Source organism: Desulfitobacterium dichloroeliminans LMG P-21439, assembly GCF_000243135.2.
GTDB lineage: Bacteria > Bacillota > Desulfitobacteriia > Desulfitobacteriales > Desulfitobacteriaceae > Desulfitobacterium > Desulfitobacterium dichloroeliminans.
Map to the genome: position 1 here is coordinate 2957046 of NC_019903.1, position 21583 is coordinate 2978628.

Annotated in this window: 24 protein-coding genes, 3 tRNA genes and 1 other RNA gene; 7 read left to right on the plus strand and 21 right to left on the minus strand. The window is 45.6% G+C overall.

Translation table 11 applies throughout. The annotated features are described in order from the left end of the window. The 6 genes from fliW to flgM form a co-directional block, all read right to left on the minus strand. Positions 1-459 (minus strand): flagellar assembly protein FliW, encoded by a 459-nt coding sequence (gene fliW, locus DESDI_RS14050; protein WP_015263279.1) that lies wholly within the window; start codon positions 457-459, stop codon positions 1-3. A 43-nt stretch (positions 460-502) separates the two neighbouring features. Further along, positions 503-1051 (minus strand): DUF6470 family protein, encoded by a 549-nt coding sequence (locus DESDI_RS14055; RefSeq protein WP_015263280.1) that lies wholly within the window; start codon positions 1049-1051, stop codon positions 503-505. An 11-nt stretch (positions 1052-1062) separates the two neighbouring features. Continuing rightward, on the minus strand, positions 1063-1968 hold the full coding sequence (flgL, locus tag DESDI_RS14060) for a flagellar hook-associated protein FlgL (protein WP_015263281.1): 906 nt from the start codon (positions 1966-1968) through the stop codon (positions 1063-1065). Positions 1969-2032: 64 nt separating this feature from the next. Continuing rightward, positions 2033-3577: a flagellar hook-associated protein FlgK gene (gene flgK, locus DESDI_RS14065; RefSeq protein ID WP_015263282.1), complete on the minus strand. Its 1545-nt coding sequence runs from the start codon at positions 3575-3577 to the stop codon at positions 2033-2035. 12 nt (positions 3578-3589) lie between these two features. Further along, positions 3590-4072, minus strand: coding sequence for a flagellar protein FlgN (locus DESDI_RS14070; protein ID WP_015263283.1), 483 nt, complete (start codon positions 4070-4072; stop codon positions 3590-3592). 30 nt (positions 4073-4102) lie between these two features. Beyond that, complete coding sequence (flgM, locus tag DESDI_RS14075; RefSeq protein ID WP_015263284.1) at positions 4103-4378, minus strand: flagellar biosynthesis anti-sigma factor FlgM; 276 nt, start codon at positions 4376-4378, stop codon at positions 4103-4105. A 355-nt stretch (positions 4379-4733) separates the two neighbouring features. Between flgM and DESDI_RS14080 the strand changes: the two genes are divergently transcribed. Beyond that, positions 4734-5537, plus strand: a complete 804-nt coding sequence (locus tag DESDI_RS14080) for a flagellar motor protein (RefSeq protein WP_041219509.1) — start codon at positions 4734-4736, stop codon at positions 5535-5537. Positions 5538-5603: 66 nt separating this feature from the next. Further along, positions 5604-6449, plus strand: a complete 846-nt coding sequence (locus DESDI_RS14085) for a flagellar motor protein MotB (protein WP_015263286.1) — start codon at positions 5604-5606, stop codon at positions 6447-6449. Positions 6450-6839: 390 nt separating this feature from the next. Here DESDI_RS14085 and DESDI_RS14090 read toward each other — a convergent pair whose 3' ends face one another. Further along, a complete protein-coding gene (locus DESDI_RS14090) occupies positions 6840-7883 on the minus strand; it encodes a M28 family metallopeptidase (protein ID WP_015263287.1) in 1044 nt (347 codons plus the stop codon). Between the two features lie 39 nt (positions 7884-7922). Here DESDI_RS14090 and DESDI_RS14095 point away from each other — a divergent pair, with 39 nt between their 5' ends. The 3 genes from DESDI_RS14095 (at position 7923) to DESDI_RS14105 (ending at position 9857) form a co-directional block, all read left to right on the plus strand. After that, positions 7923-8360, plus strand: coding sequence for a YaaR family protein (locus tag DESDI_RS14095; RefSeq protein ID WP_015263288.1), 438 nt, complete (start codon positions 7923-7925; stop codon positions 8358-8360). 39 nt (positions 8361-8399) lie between these two features. Further along, a complete protein-coding gene (locus tag DESDI_RS14100) occupies positions 8400-9188 on the plus strand; it encodes a CheR family methyltransferase (protein ID WP_015263289.1) in 789 nt (262 codons plus the stop codon). Positions 9189-9557: 369 nt separating this feature from the next. Then, positions 9558-9857: a hypothetical protein gene (locus DESDI_RS14105; RefSeq protein ID WP_015263290.1), complete on the plus strand. Its 300-nt coding sequence runs from the start codon at positions 9558-9560 to the stop codon at positions 9855-9857. Positions 9858-9985: 128 nt separating this feature from the next. Here the strand turns inward: DESDI_RS14105 and DESDI_RS14110 are convergent, their stop codons facing one another. From DESDI_RS14110 to citD, 4 genes are all read right to left on the minus strand, one after another. Then, positions 9986-10174 (minus strand): hypothetical protein, encoded by a 189-nt coding sequence (locus tag DESDI_RS14110; protein ID WP_015263291.1) that lies wholly within the window; start codon positions 10172-10174, stop codon positions 9986-9988. Between the two features lie 203 nt (positions 10175-10377). Continuing rightward, positions 10378-11922: a citrate lyase subunit alpha gene (gene citF, locus DESDI_RS14115; RefSeq protein WP_015263292.1), complete on the minus strand. Its 1545-nt coding sequence runs from the start codon at positions 11920-11922 to the stop codon at positions 10378-10380. A gap of 33 nt (positions 11923-11955) precedes the next feature. Further along, positions 11956-12663 (minus strand): HpcH/HpaI aldolase/citrate lyase family protein, encoded by a 708-nt coding sequence (locus DESDI_RS14120; protein ID WP_015263293.1) that lies wholly within the window; start codon positions 12661-12663, stop codon positions 11956-11958. A gap of 134 nt (positions 12664-12797) precedes the next feature. Next, positions 12798-13070 carry a citrate lyase acyl carrier protein gene (gene citD / locus DESDI_RS14125; protein WP_015263294.1) on the minus strand — a complete coding sequence of 91 codons (273 nt, stop codon included), beginning with the start codon at positions 13068-13070 and terminating at the stop codon, positions 12798-12800. A gap of 346 nt (positions 13071-13416) precedes the next feature. On the opposite strand from citD, the gene DESDI_RS14130 reads away from it, so the two are divergent. Both DESDI_RS14130 and DESDI_RS14135 read left to right on the plus strand, forming a co-directional pair. Further along, the gene (locus tag DESDI_RS14130; RefSeq protein ID WP_015263295.1) at positions 13417-13704 is read left to right on the plus strand and encodes a hypothetical protein; all 288 of its coding nucleotides are present in this window, start codon (positions 13417-13419) and stop codon (positions 13702-13704) included. A 57-nt stretch (positions 13705-13761) separates the two neighbouring features. Continuing rightward, entirely contained in the window at positions 13762-14142 is a 381-nt protein-coding gene (locus DESDI_RS14135) for a YueI family protein (RefSeq protein ID WP_242825480.1), read from the plus strand. Positions 14143-14207: 65 nt separating this feature from the next. Here DESDI_RS14135 and DESDI_RS14140 read toward each other — a convergent pair whose 3' ends face one another. From DESDI_RS14140 to dnaG, 10 genes are all read right to left on the minus strand, one after another. Beyond that, a complete protein-coding gene (locus DESDI_RS14140) occupies positions 14208-15338 on the minus strand; it encodes a zinc-dependent alcohol dehydrogenase (protein WP_015263297.1) in 1131 nt (376 codons plus the stop codon). Positions 15339-15466: 128 nt separating this feature from the next. Further along, an RNA gene (rnpB, locus tag DESDI_RS17430) (RNase P RNA component class A) lies at positions 15467-15857 on the minus strand. Positions 15858-15921: 64 nt separating this feature from the next. Next, positions 15922-16086, minus strand: a complete 165-nt coding sequence (locus DESDI_RS18120; RefSeq protein WP_015263298.1) for a hypothetical protein — start codon at positions 16084-16086, stop codon at positions 15922-15924. Between the two features lie 155 nt (positions 16087-16241). Next, entirely contained in the window at positions 16242-17117 is an 876-nt protein-coding gene (locus tag DESDI_RS14145) for a Nif3-like dinuclear metal center hexameric protein (protein ID WP_015263299.1), read from the minus strand. Then, a complete protein-coding gene (locus DESDI_RS14150; protein WP_015263300.1) occupies positions 17096-17911 on the minus strand; it encodes a tRNA (adenine(22)-N(1))-methyltransferase in 816 nt (271 codons plus the stop codon). The genes DESDI_RS14145 and DESDI_RS14150 overlap by 22 nt, the downstream gene beginning before the upstream one ends. Positions 17912-17996: 85 nt before the next feature. Further along, a tRNA-Glu gene (locus DESDI_RS14155) sits at positions 17997-18072 on the minus strand. 9 nt (positions 18073-18081) lie between these two features. Next, positions 18082-18156: transfer RNA gene (locus DESDI_RS14160), tRNA-Ile, on the minus strand. An 8-nt stretch (positions 18157-18164) separates the two neighbouring features. Beyond that, positions 18165-18239, minus strand: a tRNA-Asn gene (locus DESDI_RS14165). 132 nt (positions 18240-18371) lie between these two features. After that, positions 18372-19553, minus strand: coding sequence for an RNA polymerase sigma factor RpoD (gene rpoD / locus DESDI_RS14170; RefSeq protein WP_015263301.1), 1182 nt, complete (start codon positions 19551-19553; stop codon positions 18372-18374). Then, positions 19540-21384: a DNA primase gene (gene dnaG, locus DESDI_RS14175; RefSeq protein WP_015263302.1), complete on the minus strand. Its 1845-nt coding sequence runs from the start codon at positions 21382-21384 to the stop codon at positions 19540-19542. Before dnaG ends, rpoD begins: the two co-directional genes overlap by 14 nt. Between the last annotated feature and the right edge of the window lie 199 nt (positions 21385-21583).

Sequence of the window (21583 nt, forward strand, 5' to 3'; positions counted from 1 at the left end):
TCACCGACCTCCTTCGGAGGATCCTGTGGTAGTGGCATTCTCGAAAAGCCTATGGCGGATGGAGTACTTAGGGTTATCTAAGATAAGCTGAATGCCCAAACGTTGGTTTTTATTAATAACAAGTGGGGCTTGGAGATTAACTGTCATATCAGCCACCTTCTCTTTGACAGTTGCGACGAGAAAAACCTGTATGGCGCTTGTTGAGGCAATCCTCAACTCATCAGCCAATTCGTCCTCAAGGTTGAATTCATAATCCGAGAGAAAAGCAAAGGGATCCACAAGCAAAAAACTGAGATTCGGTTCCGTGATAGATTGAAGGAAGTAAAAAGGACTATCCTCAGTATGCGGTAAATGCACAAAGGCCTTCTCGTCGAGAAAGCCCGGAATTCCATGAGGGAAGCTGATTATTTGCTCTTCGATCACTTCTAGCTCCCCGAAACGTGTAGACTGTATGATCATAGTCTTTCCTCCTTGGATTCCAAATTTCACAGTTTAATAATCCCTATGCCTTAACATCAATAGTTGATATATCCACACGAGGGTATTGAGCGACCTGAAAACTCACCTTGCCTGGCACATACTCCCCATCTACGCTTCCCCTCACTAGGTTATAGTTGACCTTGCCTTCGATGACTTCGATCTGAGGAGGTATAGCTTCATAGCGCACAGAGGGTGCTATGATAGGCTCCCAACTGAGCTCGCCCTTCTTTGAAAAACGCGATTCGAAGGCTAAATCAGCAAAGGCATTGGAAGGGTTAGTAATCTGAGCCAAGCGATTTCCTTCGACTATAGTGGCTGCAATCGCATCTAAGGTCGCTTGCCTCCCGCGTTCGGCACACTCTTTAGATAGGGCCTCCCTAGTCTTGAGACCGATGGAGTGGTAAAATTCTGTGCTATCTATAGTCAATTTCCCCTTTGGCTGGCTGATTTCTAACCTAGGAGGGATTCTCTCCATCTCCAGTATGGGGTGCGTAGTTTTCTGGTTCAATTGAGCGTTTTGAATAGTATACTCAAGTCGAATCGGCTGTGAGGTTATATTTAGCTGAAGCATCTATGTCACCTCTAACGCATGAAGTCTACAAGTGATGGCTGAATAATCTTTGCTCCAACCGACAAAGCAGCTTGATAGACGTTTTCCGTGGTCTTAAAGTCAATGAGAGCCTCAGCCATATCTACATAGAGAACATTAGCCAGTGAGTTGGATAAGTTGGAAGCAGTAGCATCTAATTGGGAAACAATAGAGTCCATGCGATTTTGCCGCGCACCTAGCTCGGCACGAAAGTCAATGATGCTGTCTGATTGATTTTCCAATGCCGAAATGCTTGCTTGGATTCCTGCCTGGTCAGAAGTCTCTAAAGCCAAACTTAAGTCCTCCAAGATTTTAAACATTCCAATTTGAGTTGTATCAAGAGGATCCACCCCAAATAGCTTCCGTCCATTGACAGACACATCTATACTTAAGTTACTACCCACTTGGAACTTCATGACATCATCAGAACCCGCCCATTGGGTTACTCCCGGAATCGCTCCAGGTGGATAAGGCTCCTCATTGGCTGTCCCACCAAAAACATACTTAGTTCCTACCCGTGTATTGGCGAACTGCATTAACTGTTCTTTAATTTGCTTAATCTCGATGGCCATTTTCTTCTGATCCCCTATTGTATTGGTGCCATTAGCCCCTTGGAGCGCTAATTCCTTGGCTCTTTGGATCATAAGTGTCATCTCACCCAAGGTCTCATCTACTGTATCCAAATAGGATGTTCCTTCTTTTGCATTGTTTTTCCACTGTTCCATATGGGAGATGCTACTTTTATAGCGCAAGGCATTCTCAATTCCCACTGGATCGTCGGAAGGACGAGTAATCCGGCGTCCAGAGCCCATCTGATTCTGGAGCTTTTCCATCTGGCCTTGGGCCGAATTAAGATTACGCAACAAGTTATTAGAGAGCATATTATTGGTAACCCGCACGGGGATTCACCTACTTTCCAGGGGCTTACCCCTCATAATTAGATTTATGACCTTAATTAATATATTATCGCGTGATACCCATTCCGTTGACTATAGTATTGAGCATATCATCTAGCATAGTTACAATCCGGGCGGCAGCCGAGTAACTTTTCTGAAAGCGCACGAGATTGGTCATTTCCTCATCCAGAGACACTCCGGACAGGGATTCACGCTGATTAAACATATGATTTACAAGAACAGCTTGCCCCTCGGCCATCCGAGTTGCTTGCTGTACATCTACTCCCAGTTCGGAGATAGATGAGCCATAAAAGTCCCCAAAAGAAGCGGCAGATATCGTAGCTGGCGGTGTTCCACCGAGTGCCGGCGCCGTCCAACCTGATGACAATGAGGAAATATCTTGAGCAATTCCCCCGTCTCCGTAGGTGGTCTCACCCGTGGCTATCTTCCAAGGGTCTATAGTGAGTGCAGTATTCACTGAAATATTAGCAGCAGTTATGGTTCCAACACTTGTATCAAAAAAGTCCGGAACTGTAGCCGGAGGAGTAATGCCCCGGGCAATTCCTGTACTATGAATCAGGTTCACCGCTTCGGCGATTCCAGCAGCTAGATCATCATATTTCCGCCTCAAATAGGAAAGGTAAGCATCATCCTTACTTTCACCAGCACCTAGATTATAACCTGTACCACGCAATAAAAGATCGGACTGCAGCTTTCCCATCTTATCACCTAAGCTCACTGTGTTTCCAGCTAAGTGAGGGTGTCCGGCATCCCATCTCACCTCAGCAAAGGGAAGCCCATCGGCTCCCGCCATCACTGGCTCCGCTAACTGATAAGCTGTAGTATCATCCACGAGAATATTATTCACAACTTTATCATCACCGATATATACCTTAAAGATATTGACCTCACGATCTTTGAATGTGGCGTCTCGGCTTTCCACGACGCGGACGTTCACCATCTGTGAGAGCTCATCTACTAGGGTATCCCGCTTGTCTCTCAGGTCATTGGGATTGTCCCCTGCTACTTCTGCTCGTTTGATCTGGAAATTTAGTTCCTGAATCTGCTTGGCAGCGACATTGATTTGATTGATCTGGACACGGACACTAGAATCCAAACCCTTCTGCATTTCAGTAAGTTGCTGGTCAATATGATGAAACGTACCAGCGAGAGTTTCCGCCCGCTCGAGAAGAACAGACCGAGAACCCAGATTCTCCGGGTTCTTAGATAATTCGCTCCAGGCGTTCCAGAACTTGTCCATATCATTACTGAAGCTATTGTCGGCGGGCTCATTGAGAAGCCCCTCGACTTTATTTAAGTTATCTTGCCGGGCTGACCAGTAAGACTGCTTGGTGTTTTCCCAGCGATATTGCCGGTCTACGAAAATATCTCGTGCCCGCTCGATGCCCTGAACTGTCACTCCTGTGCCGATACTCAGATTATGTCCCATGCTGGGGATACTGCTGGGTACGGTGGCTTGGAGGTTGACGACTTGTCGGGTATAGCCCTTACTATTGGCATTGGCAATATTGTGCCCTGTTGTATCCAAGGCGGTCTGTTGGGATTCTAAGGCCCGCCGTGCAAGCTCTAATCCTGAAAATGTGGAGCGCATAAGAATCCTCCTCTAAATGCTTCGATCTAAAAAGTGAACATTGCTTTTGGGTTCATTTTCCTTGCCCCCAGGACGAACATAAGTGCTGCCATTGGGTTGAGCTGTCATTAAGCCGAGTGTTAAGTCAATGACCTTAATAGCTTGTTTTAAAAGCTGAGTGTTCAATTCATTAACCTGTCGTAAATTGGTAAGAACGTTATCTAATTCTGTCTTAACCCCTGTTAATTCAGGAAAACGCTCAGCTAATTCACTCAAGGTGATATTTTCAGGGGCTTTGCCTATCTCCCTTGCTATCTGCTCCGCCCACAGAAGACGTTCCTTTTCTAAACGGGAGGCTTCCATGATAAGCTGTTCTTCTCGAACAGTAGCTGCTTCAATCTCATGGAGGTTATTGTTCACCAGTGCCTGTTGCTTGTATTCTGCGAACATCTTAAGCTCCTCATAAAGAGCCGCCTGTCGTTTTAGATTTTCATTGAGTTGTTTGATCTCAGGCACAGTGCAACCTCCTCATGTCATCCGGTCTGCTTACTCGCCAGTTAACAGCTTGGCTGCGATGGCTTGAGCATCGATTCTGAATTCCCCTTGATTGATGCGCTCGGTTATCTCACGAATCCGATCTTCGCGAACTTCCGGCATTTCCTTGATCTTCTGCAGTAGGTTCTGATAAACCTGTCCTTTGTCAGATACCTTCATACCATCTTGCTCAAGACCGGGCACTGCAACTCTTCTACTAACCGCTGCCACCCGGTTAGTCGCTTGAACACTACCGATTGAGGACATTGATGTTCCATCAATTTTCATACGAATCCACTCCCGTACACACTATCTTATCTCTATTATCGGCATTCTCCTAAAAAACATAAGCGGCCATCATCCGAAATTATCTCGCTCATTATCCATATCCCTTCATTTTTCTCTTATTAACGCCTTCTTCCCTTGATAGAAGAAGTTTTTTGTGTTAATGCTAGTCCCTTATCTCATTTTCCTATATAATCATAGAGTATAGAACCTTGTTTCAGCAGGGCTGTCTGAGATTGGGGCTTAAGACCTATAAAGTTTTTTGAACTATTTTACGATAAAACTATATGCCCTCATTCTTTATCGAGTCCAAAAAATTAAGCGCAAAGGAGGTGGCCGGGCAGCCGGCCGTTACACAATGGACATTACAACGATACTCGGGATACTTATCGGTTTTGGTGCATTAATCATAGGTTTTCTCCTTGAAGGTGGCCATCTAAGCACTCTTTTCCTCCTACCGCCAGCTATTATCGTTTTTGGTGGTACCTTTGGAGCAGTCTTTGCTAGTTTTCCCTTGAGGGAAATGAAAAAATTCACTACCTGGATTAAAATAGCCTTCACAGAAAAAACCTACGGTACTGCCGAAGCCTACGATACCCTTATTCGTTTCGCTGAGAAAGCGCGCCGTGAAGGGCTACTCAGTCTCGAACAAGAGTTAGAAACGGTCGAAGATCGTTATACTCGCCAAGGAATGCAGTTGGTCATCGACGGTACGGATCCGGATATTACTCGTGAGATTCTCGAATCCGATATTGCCGTGATGGAAAAACGTCACAAAGTAGGCATCTCCGTTTTCGAAGCGGCTGGTGGCTATAGCCCGACCCTCGGGATTATCGGAACTGTAATGGGGCTTGTGCACGTCTTAGGCAATCTAACGGACCCCGACTCCCTCTCCAAATCTATTGCCGGAGCGTTTTTGGCAACCCTCTACGGTGTAGCCTTTGCCAATCTTCTCTACCTTCCTATCGCCACAAAGCTAAAGCAAAAGGATAGATTCGAAGTAGCCGCTATGGAAATGGTGATGGATGGGATCCTCTCCATCCAAGCAGGAGAAAACCCCTCTATCCTCAAAGAGAAGCTCAAGACTCACCTTGGAAATATGTCTTCTGAGCCCGTACCAGCTCGTGATGAATCAAGATCAGAGATTTTTAACATAAATTAATAACAAGTTTAAATAAAAAGTTTAAGATTGAGTAATAAACTTAAAGCATAGAATTTGGGTGAGATAATGGCAAGAAAACGCGGTGGAGAACCAGAGAAAGATAATTCGGAACGATGGCTACTTACATACTCCGATCTCATCACCTTACTCATGATTTTCTTCGTAGTGATGTACTCTATGAGCAAGGTTGATGCCGATAAATTCCAAGCCATGGCCGAATCCCTCAACATTACCTTGGGAGGAGCCTCAGCTGCTCAAGTTGAAATCGGAACCTCTCCCTCTGGGCCGAACCTAATCGAGACGTTTCCCGCAAAAACACCAGAGCCTTCCGGGGAAACCTTGGATGAAGGGAAAGGTGCAGGCCTCGGCAATGCGGATATCGAGAACATGACGATTGAATCGATCAAGCAGAAACTGGATAAATTCGCCTTTGATAATCAGATTGAAACCAAGCTGGTCTCCTCTATTGAAGAGAGAGGTCTGGTCATAAGTATCCAAGATACACTCCTTTTCGAGAGTGGCTCTGCGGTCATTACCCCGCGAGCACGCGAAATCCTCGAAAAAATCAATAATGTGCTGGCCTCCGCTCCCAACTATATCAAAGTCGAAGGACACACAGATAACCTCTCTATTAGTACTGACCGTTTCCCTAGCAACTGGGAGCTATCTGTTTTAAGGGCAACCAATGTCCTCCATATCATGCAAGAAACAATTCATGCTGAGCAGCTTTCTGCCACAGGCTACGGGGAGTTCCGCCCAGTCACCAACAACGATAGCGAGGCCAACCGAGCCAGAAATCGTCGCGTCGACCTCGTCATACTCCGCTCCAAATACGACTTAACGGAGCCGGGACAATCCCTAGAAGCTGATCCAACTTCCGGTACCATCCCAACTCCGTTCAATAATCCGTAATCAACAGTTTGTCTGGCGAATCTCCTGAGTTATCGTTAATAGTAGAATAATACTCTAATCTAATAAATCTTCATCAAAAAGAGGGTTGACCATAGAGTATATTCTAGAGTTTGCCTAACAATCTTAAGAAACTACCCAAGGATTTTGTTTTACAAAAGTGAACGCCTTCTAAGCGAGCGGAAAACCAATCTTCGCGAAAAGCACGCAGCGGAGACGGGCTGGAAACAGGACGTTTCCAGCTGGCCATTGAGCAGGAGCGATTTGGCCAGGTTACCCGTCGAAGCGGAGTGCTTGAGCGTTAGATTGGTCCGCGCAGCTTACTGAGTGAACGATGTAAAACAAAATCCTGGAGACCACTGTCCTTGGTTAACACTCTTAATCATACTACAACTAATAAGCCAACGATTTGATCGCCCGATACACAATATCCGCAGCTAACTCCACTTGTTCAATCTTCACATTCCCCAGCGAATCCTGTGGGGTATGATTATTCACCAGCCACTCCCGAGCCAATAGGGTCACCGCAGGGATACCTGCTTGAGCAAAGCTTATCTGATCGCTGTTATGCCCACCACTCTCCACCTGCATGGCACTGGCGCCGGCATCCGCAGCTGCCTTTTGGACCGCCTGGCAGGCTATATCCGTAGTGTTCGCAGTCCAGAGACCAAAATTACCGACCATGCCATTTCCTACGGTATCGACATTCACGACCGCTTTAATTCTCTCAAGAGGTATGGTGGGATTTGCTACAAAGGTCTTAGAACCTAAAAAACCCATTTCTTCCGCACTCCAGAAGGCGAATACAACTGTCTTGCGGGGAGTCTCTTTCTCCCGAACCAGACGGCGGATGACGCCGAGAACGCAGGCTACTCCGGATGCATTATCGTTGGCTCCCGGATAGACATTACCTTTATAGACTCCCAGGTGGTCATAATGAGCCGATATAACTATAATCTCTTTTTCCGTCTTCCCCACGAGACCACCCAGCAGGTTCAAACTCGGAGCACGTAGCATTTGCGTATTACCAACGGAGAAGGTTAAACGACTACCGACAAATTCCTCTTTGACCTCCGGAATGGTAAAGGCTTGGGCATAGCTCCGTTCTTTGTCTCCCAAGGGTTTCAAGCCTAGCAAACTCATTTCCCGAGACAGGTACTGTGAAGCCCGACCTTCACCAACTGCACCAGCTCGACGCCCTTCCATCTCGCCTGAACTTAGAGCAAGGATATCATCCATAGCCGTTCTGCTTAAGCTCTCGGACTGGAAATACTCATTAATAGTTTGGGCTTCCGGCGGAATGAGATAGAGCTTTGCCCGAGGTTGCGCCAGCAAAGGCTCAACAACCGATTTTACTTTGTAGCCTACACCGGTCCAAGGTAAGGCTATGGCCCCGAGACCAAGGAGTATTTTCAGAAATACCCGTCTTGTTTGCATGAACAACGTCCTTTCAAGTCCATTACAGGGGGAATAAAGATGCCGCTACGAATTAACGTGTCTCAACAAGCAGAGTCCCTCACCCGTTCCTCAGGCTCATCTCCGAAGGGGGATCTTGATTTCAACAAGGTCCTCACTCAAACTCGGAAGTTGCAAAGCCAAGAGCTTCAGGAATTTTTAACTCGTCTTGAGAAAAAGGGACAGCAACTCGCCGAGAGCTTCTCCCTGCGTGATCTAACTGATTTTAAAGATATGGTCAAATCCTTTTTGCGTTCGACCTTCGGTCAAAGTCGTCAGGTCTCCGAAGAATCCTTTTGGGATTTCCAAGGACGGCCCAAAGTGCTTTCCCGGATCAACGAAATTGATAAGGCCCTTGAAGACCTCGGACAAAAGGTGCTAGATACCCAGGCCAAACCTTTAGAAATTCTCACGCAAGTCGACGAAATTCGCGGCTTGATTATCGACTTATTGGGATAATTCACTTACAAATAATTACAGACGAAATGAGGTATCACCATGGCTATTCTAGATACAAATACCTACGAATGGTTCGTTAAGGCATTCCACCCGAAAAGCGGCTTGGATCTTAACTTCTATAAGCAAAATCAAATGGAGAGACGCATCAATAGCTTTATGTCCTCCCGTGGCTATAAAAATTATCCCGATTTCATAAAGGCCCTTGACCAGGATAAAGATCTCTACGACGCCTTTTTCAAGCATCTAACCATCAATGTCACCCAATTCTTTCGGGATACAAACCAATGGAAGACCCTGCGTGAAGAGATTCTCCCCAAGCTCCTAGAAAAGAAAGTACCTCTGAAAATCTGGAGTGCCGGTTGTTCGAGCGGTCAAGAGCCCTATTCCATGGCTATCACCTTGATGGAATATTTCCCCCAAGCACGCTTCACAATCTTAGCTACGGATATCGATGTGAACGTACTTGAACAAGCGAAAAAAGGAATCTATAAAGAAGCTGATTTCGCGAGCACGGCCCCAGAGATTATTCCCAAGTATTTTACGCCCGTGGATGGGGGCTATCAGATTAAGGAACAAGTCAAACGGGCGGTAACCTTTCAAAAGCAAAATCTCCTCACTGACCGCTTTGATTCAGGATTCGATTTGCTCGCCTGTCGCAATGTGGTGATTTACTTTACAGAAGATGCTAAGGATATGCTTTATCGCAAGTTTTCCGATTCCCTAAATCCGGGAGGGATTCTTTTTACAGGGAGTACAGAGCATCTTTTTGGCATGAGTCATTTGGGCTTTAAACTCGTCTCCTCTTTCTTTTACCAAAAGCAGCTCTAATCGTCAATAGTTTCTTTCGTCTACCCCATTATAACTGAAGCTGGGTCTGTCGCAAATCGTTGGTGAGCAAACGTAGGCGGCAGACCCTTTTTTGATAAAGGTTGTCCATTCAAAATCGTATACGTGTACGATTTTGAATGGACAAGACCCGAAAGAATCGTTCGCTTTTAATCGACTTTTTACACGCTTATTTACTATAATTCTTTCGTCAAACCCAGGAAACGAGCAAGCCAAGCGGGTACCCGGGTATATTTTGTCGGACATTTCACTTTCAAATCTCTTTAGATTTTGTTAAACTTTAACTAACATTCACTTATAAAATACTAGGTCAAGCGGCTAACTAAAACTAAGAGGAAGGTGGGATCTGTATTGTACTTCCACGATAATCTTATCATCTGTTATGTCCAAGACCCCAGCTGTGATCGTTTTCTCTTCCAGCTGGCAGGTGGAGAGGTATGTGAGGTAAGCAAGGAGGTGTTCTTTGCCCAATGGCAGGAGTACCGTGACTTGGAGGTAGCACGTGCTCTTGAAGAAGGAGCGATCTATCGTCCGCTGCCTGTAACCATGTCCATCACCTGCAACATTAAATGTCTGCCCATCAATATGAATCAGAGGCGCAAACGTAAATCGGCTTATTTAATGCAACAGCCCATGCTTGCTCATGGCTAATGTATAGGAAAGAGCTGAAAACGGATGCGTCTTTTGTTTATACAAAAAAGGGACTTTATAGTCCCTTTTTTGTGTATCATTATTCTTTGTAAATCGTATTCAGTTCGTGTCTTTTTTTCTGAATGCCATTAGGGCGTGGGATTGGATTGTTGGTAAGCTGCTACCAACTCATCGACGTGATATGTCATCCCTTTGCCTTTGTACTCCAGCGAAACCTGCTGGGCTGTAGGATTGTATCCAATATACTTCATCCCTAGCTGTTTTGCCATGTTTGCCAGTTCAATACGCGCGCCTCGTCCTAAGTCTTGAAATTTCATGGTGCACACGCCCCTTATACCATTTTCTCTCTGTAAGGTAAATCTCGGGAGTCTGGAGTACTGTATTCAGTTTTCGAGTCTTCTAAGAAAGACAACCTGCGGCTTAAGCTAAGTGCTTTATTAACACTTTGTTAACCGGATGTTAAGATAATCATATCCTATTCACCCTCGCGTTGCAACTTGCTTTTCCCCACGAATAACTCTTAATCTTTTGCTTGTCTGACGACATCGATGACGGTTCCGTCCCGGTATTCTACCACAGCCACGACGCGGTCGGTAAATTCTACCGTTTCCGGTACCCCGGTTAAGCTCTCAGATATTCTTTTAAGTTCATCAACGGATGTAATAGGTAAATCACTATCTTTCAGCTTTTCCAGAAGATCTTTGCGGCGGGGGTTGATGGCGATTCCTCGCTCCGTAACCAAGACATCGATGGTTTCCCCAGGTGTCGTCACGGTAGTGACACGATCCTTAATAACCGGCAGCCGGCCTTTGGTGAGGCTAGTCACGATAATCGCGATCTTCGAGCCCGCTGCAGTGTCATTATGCCCTCCGGACGCTCCCATAATGACGCCATCGGAACCGGTCACTACGTTAACATTAAAGTCTGTATCGATTTCTGTGGCACCTAGAATCATGACATCTAAGTTATTGACGATGGCCCCTTTATCATGCGGGTTACCGTAGAGAGAACCGGACATAGCTTGGTGGCGAGGATTCTCACGGTAAGAGGCCACGGCTTTTAAGTCGAAGCACTGGACATCAAAGAGGTTTCTAAATAGCCCTTCATTGAGCATATCTACGATATAGCCAGTGATACCACCGGCAGCAAAACTTCCCACAACATTCTTTTCCTGCATGTATTTACGTACTTCGGCAGCAACGGCTAAGGATGTACCACCTGCACCGGTTTGGAAGGACATCTCGTTTTGAATATAGCCCGCTTCATTAATCAATTGGGCAGCCATTTTGGCAATTCGCAATCCCACGGGATCCTTGGTGACCGTAAGAGTTCCGGAAACAATACCATTGGCGTCACCGATCGATTCTACCTGAACCACATAATCAACGAAATCCTGAGTGATTTCAATGGGGCAAGCCGGATAAGGGGCGAGATGATCGGTAACAGCCACTACTTTATCCGCAAAAAACGCATCAGCAACTGCATAGGATAAGGTACCACAAGCTGCAGGGCCTCCTACACCGTTGACATTACCATAAGCATCGGCAGTCGGTGCAGCGATAAAGGCTACATCCACGTGCAAGTCACCGCTTTCAATAGCCCGCGGACGTCCTCCGTGACTCATGAATACAGCAGGATGCTTTAAGAGGCCTTGGGAAATAGCTTTCGCCACAGGTCCAGGCGAAATATAATTCACAGAAATTTTGGTAACGATCCCTTTTTTCATGTAATCCACAAGTGGCTCATGGATAGGGAAAATCCCGGTAGCGGCTACGTGAATGTCTTTGTAGCCCCGCTGAGCTACGACTGCCATCACTTGATTGAGGACATAGTCCCCATTTCTCAAATGGTGATGGAAGGATAAGGTCATCCCATCCTTAAGGCCCACTTTGTCTAAGGCCTCTTCGATATTAGCTAATAGCTTCTTCTCCCCCGGCTTAACCGAACGAAGGGTTACCGAGGCTTTCGCTCTCTCCCCATAATTGGCAAAGGCCCCCATGAAAGGTTTAACCTCACCATATCCTTCTATATAATCTGGAATCTCTCTTCCAAGTATATTCTTCATGGTACTTCTTTCATCCCTTTCCTAAATAGCAATTTATTGAAAAATGGCATTGAGGGTATCGACTTGGCGACCATCTAAGGCTAGTTTACCGGTGAAGCCCAATCTTTTCGCCGCCGAAGCGTCATTAGCCAAGCCTTCGTAATCATTACCGTCTAAAAATATGGTGTCAATAGCGTCGATTCCGGCAGCCCGGCAAGCGATGCCAACTCGGCCACGCACAAAGTAGAGCTCCGCGCCCTCTTTTGTCCGTTGAGTTCCGAACTCAGCCATAAGTCCTTCCCCATTAAACCACAACCCGGTCACCCGAGGGGAAGAGCCCATAAGTTGATTAATATTTTCTATGCCAAAAGCGGTTTCCAAAACTGGAATCACCTCAACGGACCCCACAGGAAACCCTTCTTCTTTTTCAATCTTAGTTAGTATACCTTCTACTTGCTTGATCACTTGCTCGTTTGCTTTGGGTATAATCAAGGCGCCTGGCTTCACACGGGCAATACGGTCCACGTCTTTTTGTCCCTCATCAGTATCGAGGGGATTTACTCGTACCATGACTTCTACTTGAGAATAGTCTAGGAAGCTCAGGGCTTCTCTCACCAAGTTACGGGCACTATCTTTATCTTGGGGGGCTACCCGCTCCTCTAAATCAAAAATTACCACATCCGGATCGAACACGGGTGCATCTTGTATGCTTTTGGGATTATTACCGGATATAATCAAAAGACTTCTTCTTAGCCTTTTCATATAAAAAACGACTCCCTTCTTTTCTCCTTAGCTTTCCACCATGGTTTCAAAATTACGCGATACACTTGGATACGCCAATATATAAAACAGTGTTTCAAAACCATTCTATAAAACTATTGTTCTAAAGATTCAACTTAGACAAGTGCTCTCTCCAACGCAGTTTGAACACGAGCTCGTATGGTGTAGTTCAAGGCCCCTTTATCCTGAACTTTAATAATGACGTCCTCTGCCCCCATTTTCGCGACTTGGTCTCTGACCACTTGCTCAATTTGTTTGCCAAATTGTTTGAGGATGACGCGTTTAGTTTCCAGCTGAACTTGAACTCCGCCTTGTTCATTAGGCGCAACGGTTATAAGCACGTCATTAGATTCGAAGGCTCCTGCCTGTGCTGTTTTGCAGATCTTCATAAAATTCCCTCCTTAGTTATAAAAATATTTCAACGGAATTTGCCGCAAGTGGCATATGTCCGCTTTTAGCTATTATCCAATTTCTCAACAGTGGACTATAAATGACTCTTAAATAGGGTTGCAAAATATCAACAATTTATGCGAAGAAAACCTACTATCCCTTTTAGTTTAAACCCATTTTTCCTTCTTTGACAATAGGAATACATTATGTTGCAAAAGTATGAAAATTCATTCGGAGTAAGAAAAATTACCAGAGACAATACCCCGTGAATCGATTATAATTCAGATAGTTGCCTAGATTGAGCTATGATTAGATCAATCATACATTCATAAGGAGGGGTCTTTGTTGAGTATTTTTGAGGCTCTAATGCTGATGTGTTTCGGGGCTGCCTGGCCTTTTTCAATTTATAGATCTTATGTGTCCCGTTCCGTTGAAGGCAAAAGCGCCTTTTTCCTGATCATTATTTTGTTAGGCTATGTCGCCGGTATCCTTCATAAACTCTTCTTTCAATATGATTTAGTAATCTACCTCTATGTCTTGAATCTTATCATGGTGTCTACCGATTTTCTGCTCTACCTACGCAATCGCCGCCTAGCTAAGACGCATCAACTGATTTCCGAATCCACCCTCTAATAGCCGATTGTAAAGGTTAAAACAGGGCAGGATAACTATAGAAAAACTTGAATGGGAGTGACAAGCTTGAGCGAAGATAAAAGCCAATTAGAAGAACGTCTTATGATCGGTTTACACGGAACCCCCGAACTCAAGCTAGGTGAGAAGCTTGAACATCTCGGTGTCTTTCGCGAGCGCATTTTGAGATTACTGACCAAGGACCAAGTCGACGACAAGCAGATTTACCCAGAAATCGAGGAGGCACTGAAAGACCCACGTTCTACCCGTCTTCTCCTCAACGGGGATTTAGCCTTTGATTTTCGTGCCAAATATATAAAAATTGCTCGCCAATACAATAAACCTTACACAGTCGTCAACGATCCGAGATTAAAGGGCGAGGTCGGTCTTGTGGTGGCTTCTGATCAGGCGGTGGATGTCAATGAAGTTGAGGTCAAATAAAACATGAGAGACAAAACCAAAGCATACTAGGGTTTGTCCCTCACTCGATACACATAGTGGTTTTTCTATGGTTTTAAGACAACCTTAATACAGTTATCCTTCTTCTCGTCGAATATCTCATAAGCATGCTCTCCTTTATCCAAGGACAAACGATGAGTAATGATATCCGTAGCATCAAATCGTCCAGTTTTAATATGATCTAGGATCCGATCCACATAAGAATGGGCAGGACATTGTCCCATTTTCAAGGTGATATTTCTAGAAAAGAAATCTCCTAAAGGAAATAGATTATATTTAGCTCCATAGACGCCCACTAATGACACTGTGCCACCTTTGCGTACTGCTTGGGTGGCAATTTCAATGGCCGACTTCGATCCTCCTTGGAGTTTTAAGATGGTCTCAATCTTTTCAATCGTCGAGGCTTTACCATCCATGCCTACGCAATCAATGACCACGTCTGCACCTCCCTGCGTTATCTCCTTGATATATTCTCCCGTATTATCATGTTCTTCAAAGTTAATTGTTTCCACACCGTAATTCCGATAGGCGTGGTCCAACCGATAGCTAATATGGTCTACAGCAATCACGCGCTTTGCTCCCTGGAAAATAGCCCACTTGATCGTCAATAGACCCACAGGTCCACACCCAAGAACTACAACCACATCTCCCTTTTTTACCCCACCATTTTCTACTCCCCAATAGGAAGTTGGAAGTATGTCCGTGAGAAATAGAACCTGTTCATCTGTTAGTTCTTCCGGAATAATCCTTGGCCCTACGTTAGCGTAGGGGACTCTTAGGTATTCAGCCTGCCCGCCATCATAGCCTCCAAAGGTCGAGCTGTAGCCAAAATAAGCCCCCGTTTCCCCATTGGTATTGGAATTATCACATTGGCTCCACAGGTCATGCTCACAGTACCAACAATGCCCACAAGCGACTGGAAAAGGAACGATAACACGATCGCCTTTTTTTAGTTTATGGACTTCGTCCCCAACTTCTTCAACTATGCCCATGGTTTCATGCCCTAGGACAAAACCCTCCGGCATATTGGGCACCATACCGTGAATAAGATGGAGATCCGATCCGCAGATGGCTGTCGAAGTAACTTTAACGATGATATCATCTTGGTTAATTATTGCTGGGTCACCGACATTTTTAACTTTTACATCTCGAACTCCCTCATAAACAATAGCTCTCATAGTACACCTTCTAGAATAAGTATTTTATATAGCTTTCTCTTGGAGGTGGGGAACTATTCAAAGCTGTAATTTCAGTTGACAATAAAAAAGAGCTGCAAAATGCAACTCTACATAAAATACTGAAGATCAGGCGAAGCCAATCTATAAGCCGGGTTCTGTTCCTTCCTTTCAGAAGGCGATGATCATCTATCTAGGACCGTTGTTACCAACGGCCTCAAGCGACCTTACCCGGAGACAAAAACGGGCCGTTCATAGTCTCCCTATTCAGTCTTGCTCCAAGTGGGGTTTGCAGGGCCAGCCTGTCACCAGGCTGCCGGTGAGCTCTTACCTCGCCTTTCCACCCTTACCTACTCGAAAGTCAGTCTAGCGACCAACCTCCGCTATCGGCGGTATATCTCTGTTGCACTGTCCTTAGGATCTCTCCCACTGGGCGTTACCCAGCACCTTGCCCTATGGAGCCCGGACTTTCCTCAGAAGCAACCTTTCGGTTCCTGCTTCCGCGACCATCTGATTGACTTCGCTTAACTATATTACTTCATTCTGCCCTTTTGGTCAAATTGATTAATATGGATTTGCTTCCAATCTAATTAATTTTTTGCAGAGCTTTCTCAGATTCTTCTAACTCTTCCATCTCTGCATCGATATCCATCAGTGATGTTAGCAATTTTGCTTTACTTTCCTTGACACCTTGAGACAACTGCATGATGATACGATTACGCTCTTGGCTTAAAATTTCGGTACGACTCATAAATTATTCCTCCTTATTTATAAGTGAACTTTAAGTGGCGAGCACCTAAATTCATAGTAATTAAAGTGAATTTTCACTCACCTTTAGTTTAACAGAACTATTATTTATAATCCGTGATTCAAATCACTAGATTCACTTTTTTTAAGGAAAGTGACCTATAGTGACTGCCAAGGACTCTTCATTCTTTGACTTATTAGCACGTCTACCCCAGCTAGAGCTTTTTCGTTACTTAAATACCCAGCTAGAGTCTGTACCATGGGAACTTCACCCCAGAAATGACCCATATCGATGATGGATAATCCTGCCTCCAGGGCATCTAAAGCTTCATGATGATCCACATCGCCTGTAATCAGGAGATCCACCCCATTGAAGAGGGCCTTAGCAATGAAGCTACCGCCGCTGCCATTCACTATGGCTACTTTGCGTATCCGCCGCTGAGAGTCTCCCGCTAAACGTAAAACAGGCTTCCCTTCAAGGTTCGAGGGCGCAAGCTTCTTCAGCTCAACAGTCAGTAAGCTTGCTATGGCCTCCAAACTCACTGGCTCCTTGAGATATCCCATCACCCCATAACCCCGAGTTGCACCCGTATTAAAGAGCGGAATCAAGTCATAAGCTGGCTCCTCGTATGGATGAGCCGCATCCGTAACTCGCAAATACTCCATCTTGTCCAGAGCCAAGGCCTTCCCCAAGCTCCAGCAGGAAGAGTATGTAGTTTGATCCAAATTGGTATGGGCGGCATAATAACCAATCCCAGCCTGAACAAGTTTTAGAGGCAAGTGTGCTCCTTGACTATCTGAGCGCAGGTTCTTAAGGGGCCGAAACATAATCGGATGATGCGCGACGATAAGCTGGGCATCCTTTTGTATGGCCTCTTCCAATATGCCCGGAGTAAGATCCAAGGTCACTAGAACTCTCTCGACAGAAGATGAAAAGCTTCCTACCAACAGACCGACATTATCCCACTCTTCAGCCCACGCCTTGGGGGCAATCTTTTCAATGGTTTGCGCAATTACACCGACCGAAACAGGCATTTCTCCATCCCCTCCAACACCCTGATGCTCAGGTTATACTCATCTATTCGCTTCTGCACTTTCGTTTGGGCTGATTTCTGCATCTCACCAATGGTTCTCTGTAGCGTTTGTTTTTGCTCATGAATCAGAACCTGCAGCTCTTCTTGAGGATTTTCGAGGCCCAGGGGGCCAAATTCCCAAATCCACTTCCTAATCAGACCTTCGGATAGTTCTTGATCTTGTTGACTCTCTGGAGAGGCCACGTCTATGAGAAGCTTCCCGAGCCACGTATGAACCTTTGTCTGCAATTCTTCCCATGTGTACCCTACACGACGGGAGAAATGCATGACCACGTAGATACGTCCTTCTTCTGCTACATAGCGTTCCTCTATCATCTTCCAGCCCTCTTGAAGTAAGGTTAAGCGGACTTTGCCTTCGGCGCCTTGGGGCTGCAGAATGAGGTCCTCAACCTGGGACATCACCAACCCTTGGGCAGCGAAAATTTCCAACATCGTGTTCCCACCCATCCCCGCTAAGGTCAGTGTATCCACTTCCCCCGGCTGAATCGGTGTTAAGCCATCTCCATAGCGGACATCGATAACCGAGGTTAAACCACGTCCTTTAATGGCGGCACAGGCCGAGCGATACGGTCCTTCGTGGACATCCACGGCGATAGCCTTCTCTATTCTTCCACTTTCCCACAGGTAGATGGGCAGATAGGCATGGTCTGTTCCAATATCGCCTAGCTGCGAACCCTTAGGCACAAAGGTTGCCACCATGTGTAGGCGTGGACCAATATTCACCGAAACTGTCATAAGAAATCTCCTTCCGACTCCTTTAACTATGGCATATGTCAAAAATAGCGAGATGTTATACACATCTCGCTACATTCGTTCTAAATGGTGACCCGTACGGGATTCGAACCCGTGTTACCGCCGTGAAAGGGCGGTGTCTTAGGCCGCTTGACCAACGGGCCGTTTCGGGTTGGTGGGCCCACCAGGATTCGAACCTGGGACCAACCGGTTATGAGCCGGGGGCTCTACCGCTGAGCTATAGGCCCAAAAAAAATGGCTCCCCGAGTAGGATTCGAACCTACAACCTACCGGTTAACAGCCGGTTGCTCCACCATTGAGCTATCGAGGAATGCTCTCGCAGGGTTTATTATACGAGATTCGTATTTACTAGTCAAGCATTAGGGACAAATTTTTATTTCTCAAATTTATCCCTAGCTCAACCCAATCGATAGACAAATGCCATGCTTTTCAAAAGTAGGTCTTATTCTAGATAATCCTTGAGCTTTTTGCTCCGACTAGGATGGCGAAGTTTCCGCAGTGCTTTCGCTTCAATCTGACGAATCCGTTCGCGGGTCACCCCAAATTCTTGACCGACCTCTTCTAAGGTACGGGTGCGGCCATCATCTAAACCAAAGCGCAGACGTAATACCTTCTCCTCGCGAGGAGTAAGTGTTTCCAAGACTTCTTCCAGTTGCTCTTTTAGGAGGATGAAGGACGCCGCTTCAGAGGGCGCTGGCGCATCCTCATCGGGGATAAAGTCCCCTAAGTGAGAGTCTTCCTCTTCTCCAATCGGTGTCTCGAGGGATACAGGCTCTTGTGCAATCTTCATAATTTCCCGCACTCGCTCCACGGAGATATCCATTTGGGTGGCGATTTCCTCAGGGGTTGGTTCGCGACCTAATTCTTGGAGGAGTTGACGCGAGACACGGATGAGCTTATTAATGGTTTCTACCATATGCACTGGAATCCGAATCGTGCGTGCTTGATCAGCGATCGCCCGGGTAATCGCTTGCCGAATCCACCAGGTAGCATAGGTAGAGAATTTGAAGCCTTTAACATAATCAAACTTTTCTACCGCTTTAATCAGACCAAGATTACCCTCCTGGATTAAGTCTAGGAATAGCATCCCCCGGCCTACATAACGTTTGGCAATACTGACAACCAGACGCAGATTAGCTTCTGCTAAACGGCGTTTGGCGCTCTCATCTCCTTGCTCCATCCGTTTGGCAAGTTCGATCTCTTCTTCAGCGGAAAGAAGGGGAACTCGGCCAATCTCCTTCAGGTACATACGGACTGGATCATCAATCCCCACACCTTCAGGAATAGAAAGGTCCACATCGACCTCTTCTTCTACTTCATCCTCATCCACATCGTCATCTGCAATGGTATCATTGACCTTGACTAAGGCTTCGACTTCACCTGACTCATTGATGACGTCTATTCCCATCTTGCCAAGTTGTTCATACACTTCGTCAATTTGATCGGCGGTGAGCTCAATTCCTTGGAGGGCATCCATGATCTCCCGGTAGGTTAAAGAACCCTTCTTCTTGCCTTGTAGAATCAGTTCCTTCACCGCATCGAGCTTCAATTGATTAACGCTCATGGATTCCCCTCCTTCCTGAGGCTCTTTCTTTTTTGTGCTCATGACCTTAGTTTTCGCCACTTCTCAACCGCTCTCCTATCTCTTTTAGCAGGGCAAAAGCGCCTGCCAAATCACCGGATTTTTCTAAGTCCACCATGCGAGCCTGAAGCTCTTCTACTGTTTCTTCCTCTTTTAGGGAATGAATCTGTTTCAGACAATCTTGAAAAAGTCGTTCCGGATGGGATAAATCTATCTCCTCAAGCATCAGCTCGGCAACTTTGCTTAACAAAGCATCAGAGTCCATGTGCGGTAGAGCTCCATTATCCAGTTTGGGTGCTTTTTCAATATGCGTATATATCTGTTGATGATAGGGTACTTTCCAAAATCCTGCTTCGAGATCTGCCTTAAATTTGGAGAGGGGAATCAGCTGCTCAAGCAAAAGACGCAAAAGAAACCGCTCTGCTCGATACACCCCATCAGAGACTGACACTTCATCTGAAGATGGATTTGCACACCTATTGATATTATCCCTGTTTTTTACATAAATATCCTGTTTCTGCCTTAAATTTTCCTTGTCAGCCGTCTTTTTCGCAGTTTTTTGATCAAATCCGGCGATTTCCTCTTGGACTTTATCTAAGGTTAGACTAAGCTCCAGACTTAGAAACCGCTCGTACCCTTCCCGCTCGACCGGGCTCTGAACTTTCACGATATCGGGTGCTAGTTCTCGGACTAATTCCGCTTTCTCCGGAGCTGATCCGGGAGGGTTAGTTTTGATTAACACATGGTATTTAAATTGAATATAAGGCTCTGCTTGGGCGAGAGCTTTATTAAATTCTTCTACTCCGAAGGTTTTCAAGTATTCATCCGGGTCCTTAGCTCCGCTTAGACTTAAGACATCTACGCGAAAGCCCATATCCCGCACTATTTCTCCGGCTCGTAGTGTTGCCTGAATTCCTGCCTGATCCGAATCGTAGACGATAACTACTCGTCCTGTGTAGCGACGAATCAATTTAGCCTGGTCACGGGTTAAAGCTGTTCCTAAAGAAGCTACCGCGTTCTTGAAGCCTGCTTTTTGCAAGGCGATAACATCCATGTAACCTTCTGCCAACAAAGCGAATCCTCGTTCGCGGATTCCTTGATGGGCTCGGTGCATACCATATAAATGATGTCCCTTGTTAAAAAAAGCAGTCTCAGGTGAGTTCAAATATTTGGGTGTTGAATTATCTAAAACTCGCCCGCCAAAACCGATGGTTCGTTGACGCGAGTCAAGAATCGCAAATATGACCCGATTACGAAAACGATCATAAAATCCGCGGGACCTTCCTTCGGATGGTTCTCGTTCTAAAGCAAGCCCTGCCTGAACCACCTCTTGGGGGCTTACTCCTCGTGCGCTCAGCGCCTCAAGGAGGTCCTCCCAGCGTTCTGGAGCATAACCCAAACGAAATTGCTTGATGGTTTCATCATCTATCCCACGTTGCCGAAAATACTGCCTACCTGGCTCTCCTTCGGGCTTATGCAGCAAGACTTCATGAAAATAACCCGTTGCCCAATCGTGAATCTCTTCCCAACGACGTCGACGGGTTTGCTGTTCCTTCTCTCGGGGCGAAAGTTCTTTTTCCGGAAGAATTATGCCGTGTTTTTCAGCTAGATTCTCTACCGTTTCAAGAAAACTCCAATTCTCTTTTCTCATTAAAAAGGAAAAAACATTACCACCTGTATGGCAACCAAAACAATAAAAGATCTGCTTTTCTGGGGTTACCGTAAAGCTCGGCGTTTTCTCCGCATGAAAGGGACAGAGGCCTAAATAATTCTTCCCTTTGCGTTGAAGCCGTACATAATCGGAAATTGTATCGACGATGTCCGAATGCAATCTAACTTCTTCAACGATTTCTTCAGGAATTCTATAATCCACCGATTGTTCTTCGCCACCCTATGCCATATTTTTGACAAAATGTCAAGATAATAGTACATTTATTGTTCGCCAAAAAACTCTGGAATCCTCTTTTTAACTATTTCTTTAAAATCCGGCGTTAATGGTGTACAATATATATTCTAGGTATATTTATTATCTCTAATTTATTATTCTACTTTGCTTAACTATTTCCTCCTTT